Source organism: Streptomyces sp. NBC_01314 (genome assembly GCF_041435215.1).
Lineage (GTDB): Bacteria > Actinomycetota > Actinomycetes > Streptomycetales > Streptomycetaceae > Streptomyces.
Genome location: NZ_CP108394.1, coordinates 7,898,974 through 7,915,385, shown reverse-complemented (window position 1 = coordinate 7,915,385; position 16,412 = coordinate 7,898,974). Strand labels below are relative to the sequence as shown.

Genomic DNA, 16,412 nt, shown 5'->3' with positions numbered 1-16,412 from the left:
GTGGGTGGGCTGAGGAGCATCGCGTCGCCGCTCGTCGCGTCCGGTCCGAGCGGTGTGGCTGTTCGGACCCGCCTGAAGCAGCTGACGCCCGGTGATGAGAAGGTGCTGCGTCTGGTGGGCGCGCATCTGGGGTCGCTGGCCTCGAAGGACCTCAGGACACGGTGCCGGGACGGCCTGTCGCATTCCGGTGAGACGTGGGCGGTGCGTAAGCGGGAGCTGACGCCGCTGTCGTCGTCACGGTGGGCGGGCAGCATCACCAAGGCCACGCACGACCAGTGGGCGCTGGCCCGGCGCTGCCAGCTCGCGCACATCCAGAACCTGGAAGCCGGTGTCCGCACCATCGAGGACCGGTTGTCCCTGCCGGTCGGGCAGAAGGGGACGAAGAAGGCGCCTGGGGGTTACCGGTCCCGGCGGGAGTGGCACGCGAAGTCGCGGCGGCTGCGGGTGCTTGAGGACCGGCTGACGGTCGCGCGGGCCGACCGTGAGGCCGGCATCGTGCACGTCGTGCGCGGTGGCAAGCGTCTGGCCCGTACCCGGCACCACCTGGAGGGGGCCCAGCTCACGGAGTCGCAGTGGCGGGGGCGGTGGGAGGCGGAGCGCTGGTTCTGCCAGGCGGACGGGGAGTCCGGCAAGCGCTACGGCAACGAGACCATCCGCATCAGCCCCGACGGCGAGGCGAGCATCAAACTCCCCGCGCCGCTGGCGCATTTGGCGAACGCCCCGCACGGCCGCTATGTCCTGGCGTGCCGGGTCGCGTTCGCGCACCGGGGCGGCGAGTGGGCCGACCGCGTCGCGGCCAACCGGGCCATCGCCTACCGCATCCACCTCGATACCGGCCGGGACCGCTGGTACCTGACCGCGTCCTGGCAGCTCACGCCCACCCCCGCCCTCCCGCTGGAGGCCGCGCTCGCCCATGGGGTGATCGGCGTCGACATGAACGCCGACCACCTTGCCGCCTGGCGCCTGGACACCCATGGCAACCCCACCGGCAGCCCGCGCCGCTTCTTCTACGACCTGACCGGCACCGCCGACCACCGCGACGCCCAGGTCCGCCACGCCCTCACCCGACTGCTGCACTGGGCCCGCGACTGTGGTGTGAAGGCGATCGCGGTGGAGGACCTGGACTTCGCCGCGGAGAAGACCCGAGAGAAACACGGCCGCCGCACACGCTTCCGCCGGCTCATCTCCGGCATGCCCACTGGCAAGCTCCGTGCCCGGCTGGCTTCGATGGCCGATCAGACGGGGATCTCGGTCATCGCCGTCGATCCGGCCTACACCAGCCGGTGGGGTGCCCAGCACTGGCAGAAACCCCTCACCACCACAACCCGCACAACCACTCGCCACGAGGCAGCTGCCGTGGCGATCGGAAGGCGCGCCCAGGGACACCCGATCCGGCGACGGACGGCACCGCCCCCACACGACCAGAGCGATCGTGCGGGGCATCGGACCGTCCAGGCCGGGCCAGGCGTCCTTGGGCGTGAGGGAACCCGCCCCCGCATTCCCGGACCACGGACACGATCCGTGCCGCCCGGACGCGGAGCGAACGCGGGCAACCAGAACGCCCAGCACCGTCCGGGGCGTTCGGCTGAGCATGATTTCTGGCAACAGGACTCACTCCCGCTCAGTCTTTAGGAACGGTCCGAGGTGGGTTGTCCGCATGCGGTTGTGTGGGGCTGGTCGGGCCCAGGCGAGCGGAGCCGCACATCGCAACAGCCCCGCGCCCCTTACGGGGTGAAGGCACCCTCTCCTTCAAAGGCCAGCTCCGCGAAACGCCTGCCGATCTGAAGGTGGGTCTCGGCGTCCGGGTGCAGGTCGTCCGGGAGCGGGAGGGTGGTGGCCTCGGACTCGCCGTAGAGGGCGAGGCCGTCGAGGTAGTGGAGGTTGGGGTCTTCGGGAGAGCGCTGGGCCACGATCGCCGAGAGTTCGTCGCGGATGACTCGGAGGGTCAGCTTGCCGGGGGTGGGGTCGTCCGGGTCGCCCATGGCTTTGAAGCGGAGGCGGCCCTCGGCGAGGCCGGTGAGGTCGGGGGCGCTGGGGCCGGGGGTGTCCTCGTGGATGGGGCAGAGGATCGGGGAGACGACGAGGAGCGGGGCGGTGGGGTGGCCGTCACGGATCGTGTCGAGGAAGCCGTGGACGGCGGAGGTGAAGGCGCGCAGCCGCATCACGTCGTGGTTCACGAGGTTGATGCCGATCTTGACGCTGATCAGGTCGGCGGGGGTGTCCCGCATGGCGCGGGCGGTGAAGAGGTCCAGGAGGGCGCTGCCGCCGAGGCCCAGGTTGATCAGCTCGACGCCGCCCAGGGACGCGGCGTGGGCGGGCCAGATCTCGGTGGGACCGGCGGCGTCGGAGCCGTGGCTGATCGAGCTGCCGTGGTGCAGCCAGACCCTGCGGCCCGGATCCGGGGCGGGCTCGACGGGGGCGTCGGTGCGCAGGGCGACGAGTTCGGTGGTCTCGTTGTGCGGGAGCCAGATCTCGATCGTCTTGAGGCCGGCGGGGAGGTCCGTGAAGGTCACGGTGCCGGGCGGGCCCGGGCGGTGCTCCGACGTTCCGTCGGTCATGTCGACGGTGATGGTGTTGCCGTCCGGCACGCTCGCCCTGGCGGTCAGCCGGCCGTCGACGAGGAGGTCGTACAGGCCGTCCGGGCGGGGCGGGGCGCCCACATAGGTCCGCTTGGTGCGCAGGGCGTCCAGTTCGACGGCGGTGGCGCGGGTGCGGAAGACCAGTCGTACGCCGGAGGGCTGCGACTCGACCACGGCCAGCTGCGGGTCGGCGCACTGGGCGCGGGCCCGGGCCGGCAGCCGGTGGGGCAGCACTCCGTGCTCGGTGCGCTCCAACTCCAGGGCGCCGCGCAGGAGGTCGGCGGTGAGGGGGATGGTGATCCAGTGGGGGACCGAAGGGTTTGTGGGGACCGAGGGGTTCGTGGGTACCGAGGAATTCGTGGGCATGGCTCAACCTGACGATCGGTGGGGTGGATTGTCCGGCGGTTGGTGGCGTGGGCGCCCGGCGGTCAACTGGGGGCAGAGGTCGGCCAGTTGCGCAGCAGGGCGTCGAGGGCGTCGAGGATGCGGTCCCAGCTCTGCTGCGAGTCGGGGGCGCTGTGGCTGAAGCCGCCCGCCGACTCCAGGCTGACGTAGCCGTGGAAGACGCTGCCGAGGAGCCGGACGGCGTGCGTCCGGTCCGGCTCGGTGAGGTCGTAGCCGCGCAGGATCGCCCTCGTCATCTGCGAGTGCCTGCCGCCCGCGCTCGCCGCGGCCACCTGGGGGTCCAGTCTCAGCTGGGCCGCCGCGTAGCGGCCGGGGTGGGCGCGGGCGTAGTCGCGGTACACGTTCCCCAGCGCCGCCAGCGCGTCCTTGCCGGCTCGTCCGGCGAGCGCGGCGGTGCCCCGGTCGGCCAGCTCCTCCAGGGCGAGCAGGGCGATCCGGGTCTTGAGGTCCTGGGAGTTCCGCATGTGCGAGTACAGGCTCGCGACCTTGACGTCGAAGCGTCGGGCGAGTTCCGAGACGGTGACCTCGTCGAAGCCGATCTCGTCGGCCAGCTCCGCTCCCGCCCGGGCGAGGCGGTCCGGGGTGAGCCCTGCACGCGCCATGGCCGTCCTTTCACTCGACTCACTCGACGAGATCGATTATGCGATTTCCTAAAGGTCTTAGGCAAGAAGCTTTAGCTTTTAGGTAACGCGGCCGCGCACCGGCGAAGCTCCTCCAGGGGGTACGCGGTCTGCCACCGACGGGTTCCGGCGCCGGATACAAGGTGATCGAGGGGACGAAGTGGGGGCGATCGAGGCGGTCGTGATGCCTGCGCCCTCTTGTTGCCCGGGAGTCGAACAGGTAGACCACCTGTGGTCGACCACCCGCAGTCAACTCAACTCCCGCAGTCAACTCCCCAGTCATCACCCGCAGTCGACACCCGCACCGGCACATCCGAGGAACCCCACTCCAGGAGGTAGCGTGCGTCCGCCGAGACCCGGCCCGAGATCCGCACTGTTCAGCGTCGCCGCCGTCACCGTCACCACGGGGTCGCTCCTGATCGCCCCGCACCCCGCGGGCGCCGCCGACCCGAAGCCGCCGGTCCGGGAGGGCTCGGCGCTCCCGCAGGGCGCCGCCCAGGCCCCCGCGAGCGCGGCCCGGCGGGCGCTCACCGCGCCGGTCGCCGACCTCGCCGACGCGGCAGATTCCGGTCGCGGTTACCCCCGCGAGCAGGTCCTCTCCCCCGACCCGGAGAACCCCGGCGACAAGTCCATCAAGCTCGGCCTCACCCCGTACCACGCCATCGCCCCGAAGCTGAACGCCCTCCAGGGCCTCGGCGAGCGGGTGAGTGTGGAGATCGCCGGGCGGTCGGCCGGCGGTCACCGGCTCTACCTCGTCACCGTGACCGCCCCGGAGACCGCGCGCCAGGCCCGCGATCAGGCCCGTATGCGTGAACTCATCGAGAGCGCACCCCAGTTGGCGGCCAAGGACCGGACCGTCAAGAAGTCGTACAAGACGCCCGTCTTCTTCAACAACAACATCCACGGCAACGAGTGGGAGGGCACGGACGCGTCCCTGAAGCTCATCGAGCGGCTGGCGACGGCGAGCGACACAGAGACGAAGGACCTCCTCGTCCACTCCCGGCTGTACTTCAACATCACCGCCAACCCGGACGGCCGGATCGCGGGAACCCGCACGAACGCGGGCGGCTTCGACATGAACCGGGACTTCGTCACCGCGTCGCAGCCCGAGGTTCGGGCGATGCGGCAGATCCAGATCGACAAACAGCCGGCCGTGATGCTCGACCTGCACGGATACGTCAACGGCACGCTCATCGAGCCGACCACTCCCCCGCACGGCGAGAACTACGAGTACGACCTCTTCCTCAAGAACACCTACGCCAACGCCCTCGGCATGGAGTCCGCCGTCAACGGCCTCGGCTACACGCCCGCGAAGGACGGTGTCGAGCCGGCCCAGATCCCGTTCCGCGACTCGGAGGAGGGCTGGGACGACTGGCCGCCCATCTTCACCCCGCAGTACGCGGCCTTCCACGGCACGGTCGCCGCCCACACTGTGGAGATCCCGCTCCAGGTGAACAACGCGGCGTACGAGTCGCTGCCGGTCGGCGAACTGCGCCGCCGCTCCGCCGTCAACGTGGACGTGGCGGGAGCGGCCCTGCGCGCGACCCTCGACTTCGTGCGGGAGGAGCGGGCCTCGCTCATCGCCGACCAGATCGAGGTCTTCCGGCGCGGTGCCACGGGCGCCGCCCAGGTCCCGGTCTCCGAGGAGACCGTCCCCGGGGTGCCCGGCATCGGTCCCGAGGACGTCTACACGGCCGAGTTCCCCCGCGCGTACGTCATCCCGGCGGGCAGCGCCCAGCGGTCCGCCACGGCCGCCGCGCGGCTCGTCGACCACCTGCTCGCCAACGACGTACGCGTGACGCGCGCGACCCACTCATTCCGGCTCGGTGGGCGGTCGTACGCGAAGGGCTCGTACGTCGTCGACATGCGCCAGCCCAAGCGTGGGCTTGCCAACGTGCTGCTCGCCGACGGGCGGGACATCAGCGACAAGGTCTCGGTGATGTACGACATCTCCGGTTGGAGCCTGGGGCGGCTCTGGGGCGCGAGTGTGGTGGGCGTCGAGAGCGGCCGTCCGTCGTCCGTCCCCACCCGCCCGGTGCGGGCGGCGGCCCGCGTCGGCTACGTCGCCCCGCGCGGCGACCTGCGCCTGCGCCTGGACTCCCCGCAGGAGATCGCCGCCCTCAACGCCCTGCTCACGGCAGGGGTCCCGGTACGGCAGGCGGCCGACGGCAGCGCGCTCGTGCCGTCGTCGGCGCGACGGAGGGCGGAGGCGCTCGCCCGGTCGTACGACGTGGCCTTCGACGCGACCAGGACCGTCAGGGGCGCGCCTCTGCACCGGGTCCGCGTGGCCGCGGCCGTCACGGCGGGCGAGTTGTTCGCGCTGCGTGAGATGAACTTCGACGTGGTGCCGGTGTCGACGGCCGTACTCAACGCGGGCTTCGACTGGTCGAAGGCCGATGTGCTGTTCGTGTCGTCCGGGCTGTCGTACGGCGGTCTGAACGCGTCCGCCCGTACGGCCCTCACGGGGTTCCTCACCGGCCATGGACTGGTCGGCCGGGGCGCGACCGGCGCGGTGCTCGCCACGGGCACCGGGCAGCTGAAGGCGACGGCGGTGGAGGGCAACGGGGACGCCAACGGCGTGGTGCGCGTGGTGAATTCGGGTGGCGCGGTGACCGGCGGCGCGCCTGATCACAGCTTCGTCTACGCGCCCGTATGGTTCACCGATCTCGGCGGCGGTGTCACCGTGGAGCAGTCGTACGGCACCGGGAACCCGCTGGTCTCCGGGCACTGGCGGCCGCTGGACGACGGCACCGGCGGACCGGCGGCGGCGGCGGGCCTGCCATCCGTGGTCAGCGGCCCGAACGCGGTCCTCTTCGGCACGGAACCTCTCTTCCGTGACCATCCGAAGGGGGAATTCCCGCAGGTCGCACGGGCGTTGCTGACGGTGTCCTGACCCAGCCGGCCACCCATCACGGTCGATCATCCAGACAGGAGTGCGATGACGCAGCAGGCAGAGGCGACCGGGGAGTCCGGGAAGGCCACCGTCCACGGCATGGTCGCCGACGGCTTCGAGGCGGTGCGCGAGGAGTTCGCCTTGTTCGTGGCAGGTGAACGGGGCGACTACGAGGGGCAGTTGACCGCGTATGTGCACGGGCGGCGGGTCGTCGACCTGTGGGCGGGGCCCGAGGAGGAGGAGACGGGCGCCGACACGCTGCACGGCGTGTTCTCCTCCACCAAGGGGGCCGCCCATCTCGTCGTCGCCCTCCTCGTCCAGGACGGCGTATTGGACCTGGACCGTGAAGTCGCCCACTACTGGCCGGAGTTCGCTGCGGAGGGCAAGGGCGCGCTGACCCTGCGGGAGCTGCTGGCGCACCGGGCGGGGCTCGTCGGCACCGACGCCGGGTTCACGCTGGAGGAGCTGGCGGACGACCGTGTCATCGCCGAACGCCTCGCTGTCCAGCGCCCGTTCTGGCGGCCGGGCGCCGCCTTCGGCTACCACGCGCTCGTCATCGGGGCGCTCACCGGAGAGGTCGTACGGCGGGCGACGGGCCGCACGCTCCAGGAGGTGTACGAGGAGCGGATCCGCGCCCCGTACGGGCTCGACTTCTTCCTGGGGCTGCCGGCCGAGCACGAGCCCCGCTTCCGGACCGTGCTGCCGATGACGCCCACGCCCGCGCAGCAGGCGGAGCTGGACGCCGTACCGCAGGGCCCGCACACGCTGGCGTCGATCGCGTTCAACTCCCAGGTGCCGGAACCGGGAGAGCTGACGGACTTCCCCAACGCCCGTGTCGTGCGGGCGAACGGGCAGTCGTCGGCGGGCGGTGTCGGCTCCGCGCGCGGGCTCGCCGGGATGTACGCGGCGGCCATCAGCACGGTGGACGGCCGGCCGCCGCTGCTGAAGCCCGACACCATCGGCGAGTTCGGCCAGATCCACTCCGCCGGCCACGACCTCGTGGCCCGTGCGTTCAGGGCGTTCGGCCTCGGCTTCCAGGCGACCGCCGAGAACCTGTACGCCTTCCTCGGCGCCGGCACGTTCGGCCACAGCGGCGCCGGCGGCTCGCAGGCCTTCGCCGATCCCCGCAGCGGCCTCGCCTATGGCTACACCCGGCGCCGCATGGCCTTCCCGGGCGGGGCGGCACCGGAGAACACGGGGCTGGTGCGGGCCGCGCACACGGCGGCGCTGGCGCTCTGAGGACGCACGCCCGGCCCTGTACACACGAACGGAGTCCGCACCCACGTCCAGGGGGTGCGGACTCCGGCGTGTGCGACGAACGTGAGCGGGCGTTCGTCACGGGGGTGGGCTCAGAGCTTGACGATCATCTTGCCCGTGTTGTCGCCGCGCAGGACGCCGAGGAAGGCCTCCAGGTTGTTGTCGATGCCCTCGACGACGGTCTCGCGGTACTTGAGCTCGCCGGAGGCGACCCAGGGGCCGACCTCCTGGACGAACTGGGACTGGAAGTCGTAGTGGTCGCCGACGAGGACGCCCTCGACGCGGAGGCGGTTCTGCAGGATCTTGACCATGTTGCGCGGGCCCAGGGTCGGCTCGGTCGAGTTGTACTGGGAGATCATTCCGCAGATCACGGCCCGGCCCCGCAGGTTGAGCGCGCCGATCGCGGCCTCCAGGTGCTCGCCGCCGACGTTGTCGAAGTAGACGTCGATGCCGTCGGGGGCGGCCTGCTTGAGCTGCTCCCAGACCGGGCCGTTCTTGTAGTTGAAGGCGGCGTCGAAGCCGTACTCCTCGACGAGGATCTTGACCTTGTCGTCGGAGCCGGCGGAGCCGATGACGCGCGAGGCGCCCTTGAGCTTGGCGATCTGGCCGACCTGGCTGCCGACGGCACCGGCGGCGCCGGAGACGAACACGGCGTCGCCCTCCTTGAAGGCGCCGACCCGCAGCAGACCCGCGTAGGCGGTGAGGCCGGTCATGCCGAGGACGCCGAGGTAGGTGGAGAGCGGCGCGGCGTCCGCGTCGACCTTCACGGCCTGCTTGGCGTCGAACGTGGCGTACTCGCGCCAGCCGCCGAAGTGCAGCACGTGGTCGCCGACGGCGATGCCCTCGGCCGCCGAGGCGACGACCTCGCCCACGGCACCGCCCTGCATGACCTTGCCCAGCTCGAACGGGGCGACGTACGACTTCGCGTCGCTCATGCGGCCGCGCATGTACGGGTCCACGGAGAGGAACTTGTTCCGTACGAGGACCTCACCCGCGCCGGGCTGCCGGATCTCCGCCTCGACCAGGGCGAAGTCCTCGTCCTTGGGCCAGCCGACGGGGCGGCTCAGCAGGTGCCATTCACGGCTGGTGGCGGGGAGGGCGGGGGTGTCGGACATGGGGGTGGGCCTTCCTGCGGGTGCGTGCTGCGAGCGGTGGTGCGGGGGACGGCTCTTGCGGTGCTGCTTGCACTGTTGCATACCGTGCGGTTACTTCAGTGTCTGAAACAACCATGCGCTTGAATATTTCATGTTGTCAAGTAAAGGGGTAGCCTCGGACCCATGCCCACGCAGAAGACGGCCCCCCGCATCGACCCGCTGACCATGGAGGTCGTCGAGCTCATCGGCACGGTGGTGGCCCGCTACCACGAGGAGTACGAGGACGCCGCCGCCGAGCACACGCTCACCGGCGCCCAGGCCCGCCTCCTCGGTCTCCTTTCCCTGCAACCGCTCCCCATGCGCCGCCTCGCCCAGAAACTCCGCTGCGAACCCTCGAACGTCACGGGGATCGTGGACCGCCTGGAGGCACGGGGTCTGGTGGAACGCCGCTCCGACCCGAACGACCGCCGCGTGAAGCTGGCGGCGGCCACGCCCGAAGGCCGCCGGGTGGCCGGCAGCCTCCGGAACTCGCTGGACTTCGCCCGGGAGCCACTGGCGGGGCTGAGCACCGCCGAACGGGAGGCGTTGCGGGATCTGCTGCTGCGGATGGTGGGGGCGTAGAAAGGCGGGCAGTCAGACCTCGTCCTCCAAGGACCCGGAGTCCGCTCTCTCCGGCATCAGCCTCGGCAACCGGGGGGACCGCGGCACGGCGACCGAAGCGTGCCTGAGGAACTGCTGGGTGGCGGTCGCCACGACGAGGGGCAGTACGTCGGTGAAGGCTTTCAAGGTGGGGACGCCGTCGGCAGCCGTGTGCAGGTCGGTATTTCGTCCCCGAGCCAAGAGGTTCGGCAGAACCCGTTCCAGTTCGGCCTTTCGCTTCAGACCCTCTTGCGCCTGGCACTGCGGGTCGAAGCGGCTCCAGGGGACCATCACACTGACCCAGGGGTGGGCGAGCCGGTCGAACGCCTGCAACCTGCGGCGCCGTTCGGAGTCCTGGACCGCCCACCGGTCCAGCAACAGGATCGTGGGACGGCTGGACCAGGCCATCTCGCCCGCGGATCGGGGGTCGTGCTCGCCGTGCTCCGCGAGGACGTCGATGGAAGGGTCCGTGTCGTCGAAGTCGGAAACGCTGACCCGGTAGTCCAGCGACCGGATCATTTCCTCGACGAGCCCGACCAGTGGGCGCGTGGACTCGCCGTGATAAGGGTTCCAGTGCCAGGCGTCCTCGCCGTACGGACGGATGTCCCGGTTCTCGGGGACGGAAGTCCGGGTGGGTGCCGCCACTATCAGGTGGATGCTGCGGGGCCCCTCGCCGCGCGGCTTGAACGCGCTGGGCGTCGACTCGTAGGCGCGGGGCTCTCCGGGGGGCAGCGGCGTCCTCTCTGCGGCCCACACGATCCGCCGGGCCAGGCCGTACACGACCTCCTCGTACTCGTCCCTGAGGCGGTTGAGCTTGATCAGCCCGTAGATGCCGCTGGTGAGATAGCGGTCCCCGAGCGAGGTGTCGATCTGGAAGTCCCGTGCGGACTCGGGAAGCTGGTCGAAGGGGACATGTACCCACAGGGCCGGGACGATGGCGGGCACGTCCCCCGCACCCGTGCTCCTCGCCAGCACGATGCGCTCGTTGAACGCGTACCATTCACGGCCCTGCATCTCGCCGGTGAAGTACCTCGGCGAGTACAACGGTACGAACACCCGGCACGCGGCGAGATTCTCGCTGACCTTGTCCGTCCAGCCGCCACCGGAACGCATCTCCCGGTCCATGAACCCCGCGCTCGCCCCGGCGGGCAGGTCCGTGAGGGCCATGATGTGGTCGCACAGGTCTTGGAAGAGCACCTGGACCCAGTGGTTCGGGTCGCCGCTGTTCAATCCGAGGGACGGTGTGCGGGCGTAACTGAGGAAGAAATAGGGCGGATTGTCCGCCGGAGCCGGTGCCTTCCTCAGTCGGGGCCGCAAGGTGCCCGGCCGCGGCACCCCCTCCGCCCCTCCCCCGGAGCCGGGCACGGCCGGACCGCCTATCGGCAGACCCAGCAGCTCCAGCGTGCGCCCCGACAGCTGCCCGAAGGCCTGCCCGGCCGCCGGAAGTTCGACGCGACCGCCGGAGCTCGACACCACTGCCGGCAACCGCCCGCCCCAGCTGTCCATGGAGGCCACATGGCGGCTCAACGCCCTGTTGATGCGCCAAACCTCGTGTTCCGCGAGTTCCCTCTGCAGCCGTCGCTGTATGACGTCCGGCGGACTCATCACTACGACGCCGTTGTCGTCGTGGCTGAGTGCGAAAAGCCCGCTGGTCAGCAACTCGGCGACATCGGCCACCGTGGCTTCGGGTACCAGTTCCTGGCGGATGAGATGGAGCAGGCGCGTGCTCAGCCGGTCGAACGTGGAGCACAGCACCGCCAGGCGCGCCGCCGGGGGCGAGGCCGTGCGGAGGAATCCCTCCGCGGCCACGCCCCCGGACCGCTGCCGAGGACGCCGTTCCATCCGTCCACCACTCGGTACGAGGACCGCGGCGGCACCTACGGGGGCCGCGCGCATCAACGTGCGTGACCAGTGGTTCAAGGAGTGCGGGGACAAGGAGAGAACAGGGACGGGCAGCCAGTCCCCCTCGTCGGCGTCATCGCTCTCGTGGGGCAGCAGCGGCGATGGGAAGAGCAGTCGGGAGTTGGGAGAGCCCGGTGCGGTGGCCGTGACTCTGGTCGAGGGCAGGTCGAGGCCTGTTCTGCGCCAGAGTTTCGCCGGCAGTGGATTGAGCAGGGCGACCGGGGCCAGCAGCGCCCAGTCGCGCAGCTGACGCCACACCGCCGTGTCCCGCCATCCCGGAGCCGCGCAGTCGGACACGACCACGATCAGTCGGCGCCCATCGGGAGACCTCAGCTGACGGGGGGCCGTCAACCTGCCCTGCTTGTCCCGGAGTTCGAACCCGTCGTCGCGGAAGTGGAGTTCGCGCAGGTGGAGGGTCCGGAAGGCGCCGAGCCGGTCCAGTACGGCGGTGAAGTCCATGACGGTCTCCCGCCACACCCCCATCGCCGGGGAGCGGTCCACCACCAGGACGAGGTCGAACCATCTCTCGGGCGCGGGGCTGAGCACCGGGATCAGTTCTCCGCTGCGGGCGTAGCTGTCCACGGTGGCGTCGACGTCCAGGACCGATCGGCGCCCCCGTGGCCATCGCCGCTTCCACGGGCGCAGCGCACGGGTCACCTCCAGAGCCCGTGGCAGACCGGGGGCATGGGCGGGTGCCACCGCGTCGCCCCGGATCGTCACCGGCGCTCCGGCGAGGTGTTCGTGCAGGTCGTGCAGGGGATCGGCGAGCTGTGGTTCGAGGTCTTCGGTCGCCGTCCCGGAGGTGGGCGTCGTCTCGGCGGGGCGGTCCCCCGCCGGCCCGCCGTCGGCTTCGCTGTCCACGTCCATCAGGGACGCCAGCCAGAGGGCCTCGGCCAGGGCCGTGCCGTCCAGCCCCGGCGCGGCGGCGCTGAGCGCCGCCACCACCCGGGCGAGAGGCTCCAACGCCGAGGAGCCCCGTTCAGGCACGGGACAACTCGCGCAGAACGAGCTCCATGATTTCCTGGTCGTCCTCTCCCTGCGAAACGCCGCCGCCGGTCAGCAGATGCACGGCGTTCAGGAGCTGGTCGATCGCCAGGCTCTCGCCCGCTGTCACCCGGCCGACGAACGTCTCGATGAGCGTGTCGACCGCCCGCGCCCCGTCGGAATCCACGCCGATCCGCAGGTGGGCCCCGACGATTGCGCGCAGCGCGTCGACGGTCGGCTTCGGCATGGTGAACCGGATACAGCGTCGGAGAAAGGCCGGTGGGAAGTCGCGCTCGCCGTTGCTCGTCATGACGATGAAGGGAAACTGGTCGCACTGCACCCGTCCGCGCGCCACCGGACTACGGGCGTCACCGCCCCATTCCCGTACGTCGACGATCTCCCTCGCGTACCGTGCGAGCTCGGGGACCTCGAACTCGCCGCGCTCCAGCACATCGAGCAGGTCGCTCGGCAGGTCCAGGTCACTCTTGTCGATCTCGTCGATCAGCAGGGCACGCGGGTGTTCGGCGGGCAGCAGCGCCGTCCCCAGTGGGCCCAGTTGCAGGAAGGGCGCGATGTCGTCGCCGCCGTCGCGGCCGGCGAGCCGCTGGGCGTGGATGCGGCCGAGGGCGTCGTAGCGGTAGAGCGCCTCCGTCAGAGTGCTCCGCGAAGTGATGTGCCAGCGCAACACGTCGCCGAGCTTGAGCTCCGCGGCGACCTGCTCGATCACGGTGGACTTGCCCGAGCCCGCGGCGCCGGTCACCAACAGCGGCCGACGCAGCAGCAACGCGGCGTTGACGGCCCGGACAAGGCCGGGCGGCGGTTGGAACTGCTGGTGCAGGGCCTGCCGGGGAAAGCTCCGCCACGGGGGCGGCTCACCGAGATCGACGTCGCGGGGCGTGCCGTCACCGACGTAGAAGGGCTGCCAGGTCATGCGGAGTTCTCCTCCTCCGTAGTGAACTGCTCGAACCGGTCGCAGAAGTCGAGCCACTCGATGTCGTGCCACACGGTTCGCCATCGGGCCAGTTGCTCCCGGCCGTCGGGGGTCGTCGGGGGGCGCTGTACCCAGCTGTGACGGTATGCCTCGCAGAACTCGGCGGGGAGCAGATGCCAGAACTTGTCCAGGGTGTCCCGGAAGCGCTCGGGCGCACCGTCGTCGGCACAGGGCCACAGCACGATCGGGGCATACGCCAGCAGTACCTCCATCACCTGCTCGAAGCGCGGCGGCCGGTGGGCCAGGGCGACGGCGCGGCGATAGGTGTTGTTGCGGAGCAGTCTCCTGAGCTCCTGTGCCTCTCCGGTCTCGGGCTCGCCGAGCCAGTCGACCGGCGCGGTTCCGGCGGCGCAGGCACTCATCGCCGCCAGTTTCACCCGGGCCCGGTCATTGATCCACCAGAGGTGGTCCGGCGGGCACAGCCGCTCGCTCCAGCGCAGTACGACGTCGTACGCGACACCCATCAGTTCCCCGAAGTCGGTCTCCTCGGGGCGCCAGCGCAGGAGGAGGGCGGCGGAGGCGGCGATCTCCACCCGCCGCAGCCGTACTCCGATCCCGCGTGCCCGTAGCGATGCCCAGCGCAGCACGGCGGCGAGCCGCTGCTCGATGCCGTCCTGGTCGGGCACGCAGTCGAACTCCTCGTGCGCGTGGACCTCTCCGCCGTCGAGCAGCCAGGCGTCGAGGCTCTCGGGCCACTCGTCGGCGACAGCCGCGTGCAGGCTGACGATCAGCCGCAGTCGCGTCGTGCTTCCGCGCTCACGCAGGGCCTCGAAGGCGTCGCTCAGTTCGACGCGGGAGCCCACCGCGTCCGCCCAGGAGACGAGTTCTCCGTCATCTTCGGCCAAGGCGTCCTCGGCGGCCAGCGTGGCGACGAAGGTCGCCAGAGGGGTGGTGCGTGTCTCGTGCAGACGTGGCGCTCGCAGGCGCAGCAACTCCACGGCGTCTCGCAGCAGTTCGCGTCCCCAGGTGTCCGGCAGCCGTTCGGCGGCCCGGCCGGCGGCCGACGACAGCGCGCGGCGCAGCCGCTCCGAGGTCAGCGGGCGGCCGGGCCATGAGGTGGTGAGCAGTTCGACCGTGCGCAGGCCGTCCAGGACACCGTCGACGACGCGCAGCGCCCAGGCCAGCTCGGCGGCGCTGCCCGACGAGCGGTCCGGCAGTACGGCGCGCAGCCGCTCCAGAGTCCCTGCGTCGGCCACCGGCGTCAGGAACAGGGAAGAGCATCCCAACGGAGCGAGCGCCAGGCTCAGTTCCTCGGAGGCGACGGGTCCGAGCAGGGGCCCGGAGTGGATCGGGTGGCGGGCGTTGCGCGCCAGCCAGGGCCGGTCGCCGAACTGTGCTCCGTCGTACTCCACCAGACGCGCGTCCTGACCCGGCACGGTGTCACGCACGGCCTGGAGCACCGCGGTGGGGTACAGGAACTCGCCCTCGCCGCCGAGGCCTCCCTTCAAGACCTCCGCGACGCCGCGCGAGAAGGCGAGGCGGTAGGCCGTCTGCGCGGCACCGACCCCCATGAGCAACGAGAGCCGGGTCGCGCCTTGTCGTACGCCGGCGTCCAGGGACTTCAGGTCGGGTGTGGCGCCGCCCGCGTGGCAGGTGTCGACCAGGGCGATCACACCGGGAAGTCCAGGTGTCTCCAGTGCCTGGGTCAGGAGCTCGCCGACATTGACGGCCGTGGCGATCTCGTCGGCACGGGAGTCGCCCGCCATGAGGTACAGCGTGGGGTTCTTGCCGGGGGTGATCCCGTGGCCGAGGAACGCGACGACCAGCACGGCCTGTGCCCGGGCCGCGTGCTTCGCCGCGCTTCGGACCGCCGCCTCGATGCGCGCCTGGCCGACGGAGTCGCCGTAGAGGAGCGATGGCGTGGCGGCGGGGCTGCGTGAGCACGCTCCTCTCCAGTGGCTGGTGAGGAGGTCGCGCAGTGACCGGGCCACGCCTTCGAGGTCGTCCAGCGGTCCCAGATTCGGGCACTGCGGGGCGATGACGAGGGCGTGACGAGGCGGAGTCGAAGCGGTCATGCGTGGGTGGCCGTCTCGATGGCCTCGACGACCGGGCCGGCCACGGCGGGCTGAGCGAGATACTTGACGGCGGGGTGCACCGACAAGCCGTCCGAGTCCACGCGTCTGCTGACAGGTCTCACGGCTCGGTCGTTGGGCCGTACGGCCTTCTCCAGCCGGGTCCCCGCCGTGACGAGATCGTCCCGGTCCCAGTAGTCCAGCCATCGCTCGACGGAGAGGGGCACCTGTAGGGGCTGCGGTCTCATGCGGGCGCCGACGACCGAGCGGAGCCCCATCGGTGAGCCGAGCGTGACAAGCAGCGGGACAGTGCCCCGGTGCGCGTGCAGCGTCTCGGTGGACACGACCGTGCCCAGCGAGTGCGCGATGACGATCGTGGGACCGACGGGGTCCAGGGCCCGCTCGACGGGGCGGCGTACGCGGACGTCGAGCGTCAGCCCTTCCTCGTCGGCCTCGCCACGGCGCAGATAGCGGGCCACCTGACGGAGGTGGCCGACCATCAACCCCGCGCTGGCCCATCCGCCGCAGGTACGCAACCCGGGCAGGCTCAGCAGTGTGTTGGCCGCGCTCAATACCTTGCGGGCCGCCGCTCCCGGCCCCTGCGCCGGTCCGTCCTGCGTGAGTTGGGCCCGCGCGTGGCGCAGGACCCGGCCCTCGTCGTTCGTGTGGGGTTCCTGCAGACGCTCGTCCAAGGCTTCGCGCAGCAGACTTCCGACGAGGACGGTTTCTTCGTCGTCCTCGTCGGGCACATCACCCTGCGCTTGTGGCGTCAGGCCGAACAGGTCACCGTAGTAGGCGAATCGCGCGTCGGCGGCCCAGCCCCGCACCAGGTCCAGAACGCGACGCGAATGACCTGCCGCCCGAGCCCCTTCGGCCAGGGCGCGCAGCCAGACATCACATTCGGCGTCGGGATCCCGTGGCCCCCCGACGCCATGCACGAACACCAGACGCGGCCTCATGCGCACCCCCGCGAATCACCCGACCAGGTAATGCCGGACAAACCATCTTACGTGCAACTTGCCAGCAGGCCACAGTA

General features: G+C 71.0%; 11 protein-coding genes. 4 read left to right on the top strand and 7 right to left on the bottom strand.

Translation table 11 applies throughout. The annotated features are described in order from the left end of the window. Complete coding sequence (locus OG622_RS34845) at positions 1-1,632, top strand: IS200/IS605 family accessory protein TnpB-related protein (protein ID WP_371580605.1); 1,632 nt, start codon at positions 1-3, stop codon at positions 1,630-1,632. 92 nt (positions 1,633-1,724) lie between these two features. Here OG622_RS34845 and OG622_RS34840 read toward each other — a convergent pair whose 3' ends face one another. Together OG622_RS34840 and OG622_RS34835 are read right to left on the bottom strand one after the other, a co-directional pair. Then, complete coding sequence (locus OG622_RS34840) at positions 1,725-2,945, bottom strand: GDSL-type esterase/lipase family protein (RefSeq protein ID WP_371580604.1); 1,221 nt, start codon at positions 2,943-2,945, stop codon at positions 1,725-1,727. A gap of 62 nt (positions 2,946-3,007) precedes the next feature. Then, on the bottom strand, positions 3,008-3,586 hold the full coding sequence (locus OG622_RS34835; protein WP_371580603.1) for a TetR/AcrR family transcriptional regulator: 579 nt from the start codon (positions 3,584-3,586) through the stop codon (positions 3,008-3,010). A 358-nt stretch (positions 3,587-3,944) separates the two neighbouring features. Between OG622_RS34835 and OG622_RS34830 the strand changes: the two genes are divergently transcribed. Further along, on the top strand, positions 3,945-6,497 hold the full coding sequence (locus OG622_RS34830; protein ID WP_371580602.1) for a M14 family zinc carboxypeptidase: 2,553 nt from the start codon (positions 3,945-3,947) through the stop codon (positions 6,495-6,497). A gap of 45 nt (positions 6,498-6,542) precedes the next feature. Beyond that, positions 6,543-7,736 (top strand): serine hydrolase domain-containing protein, encoded by a 1,194-nt coding sequence (locus OG622_RS34825; protein WP_371580601.1) that lies wholly within the window; start codon positions 6,543-6,545, stop codon positions 7,734-7,736. 110 nt (positions 7,737-7,846) lie between these two features. Here OG622_RS34825 and OG622_RS34820 read toward each other — a convergent pair whose 3' ends face one another. Further along, positions 7,847-8,869: an NADP-dependent oxidoreductase gene (locus OG622_RS34820; protein WP_371580600.1), complete on the bottom strand. Its 1,023-nt coding sequence runs from the start codon at positions 8,867-8,869 to the stop codon at positions 7,847-7,849. Positions 8,870-9,031: 162 nt separating this feature from the next. On the opposite strand from OG622_RS34820, the gene OG622_RS34815 reads away from it, so the two are divergent. Further along, positions 9,032-9,469, top strand: coding sequence for a MarR family winged helix-turn-helix transcriptional regulator (locus OG622_RS34815; RefSeq protein ID WP_371580599.1), 438 nt, complete (start codon positions 9,032-9,034; stop codon positions 9,467-9,469). Between the two features lie 12 nt (positions 9,470-9,481). Here OG622_RS34815 and OG622_RS34810 read toward each other — a convergent pair whose 3' ends face one another. From OG622_RS34810 to OG622_RS34795, 4 genes are read right to left on the bottom strand one after another with little or no spacing between them, the layout of a single operon-like run. Then, positions 9,482-12,376 carry a TIR-like protein FxsC gene (locus OG622_RS34810; RefSeq protein WP_371580598.1) on the bottom strand — a complete coding sequence of 965 codons (2,895 nt, stop codon included), beginning with the start codon at positions 12,374-12,376 and terminating at the stop codon, positions 9,482-9,484. Next, complete coding sequence (locus tag OG622_RS34805; RefSeq protein ID WP_371580597.1) at positions 12,369-13,304, bottom strand: AAA family ATPase; 936 nt, start codon at positions 13,302-13,304, stop codon at positions 12,369-12,371. The genes OG622_RS34810 and OG622_RS34805 overlap by 8 nt, the downstream gene beginning before the upstream one ends. Next, on the bottom strand, positions 13,301-15,379 hold the full coding sequence (locus OG622_RS34800; RefSeq protein WP_371580596.1) for a hypothetical protein: 2,079 nt from the start codon (positions 15,377-15,379) through the stop codon (positions 13,301-13,303). Before OG622_RS34800 ends, OG622_RS34805 begins: the two co-directional genes overlap by 4 nt. Beyond that, positions 15,376-16,335, bottom strand: a complete 960-nt coding sequence (locus OG622_RS34795) for an alpha/beta hydrolase (RefSeq protein ID WP_371580595.1) — start codon at positions 16,333-16,335, stop codon at positions 15,376-15,378. The genes OG622_RS34800 and OG622_RS34795 overlap by 4 nt, the downstream gene beginning before the upstream one ends. Positions 16,336-16,412: the final 77 nt, after the last annotated feature.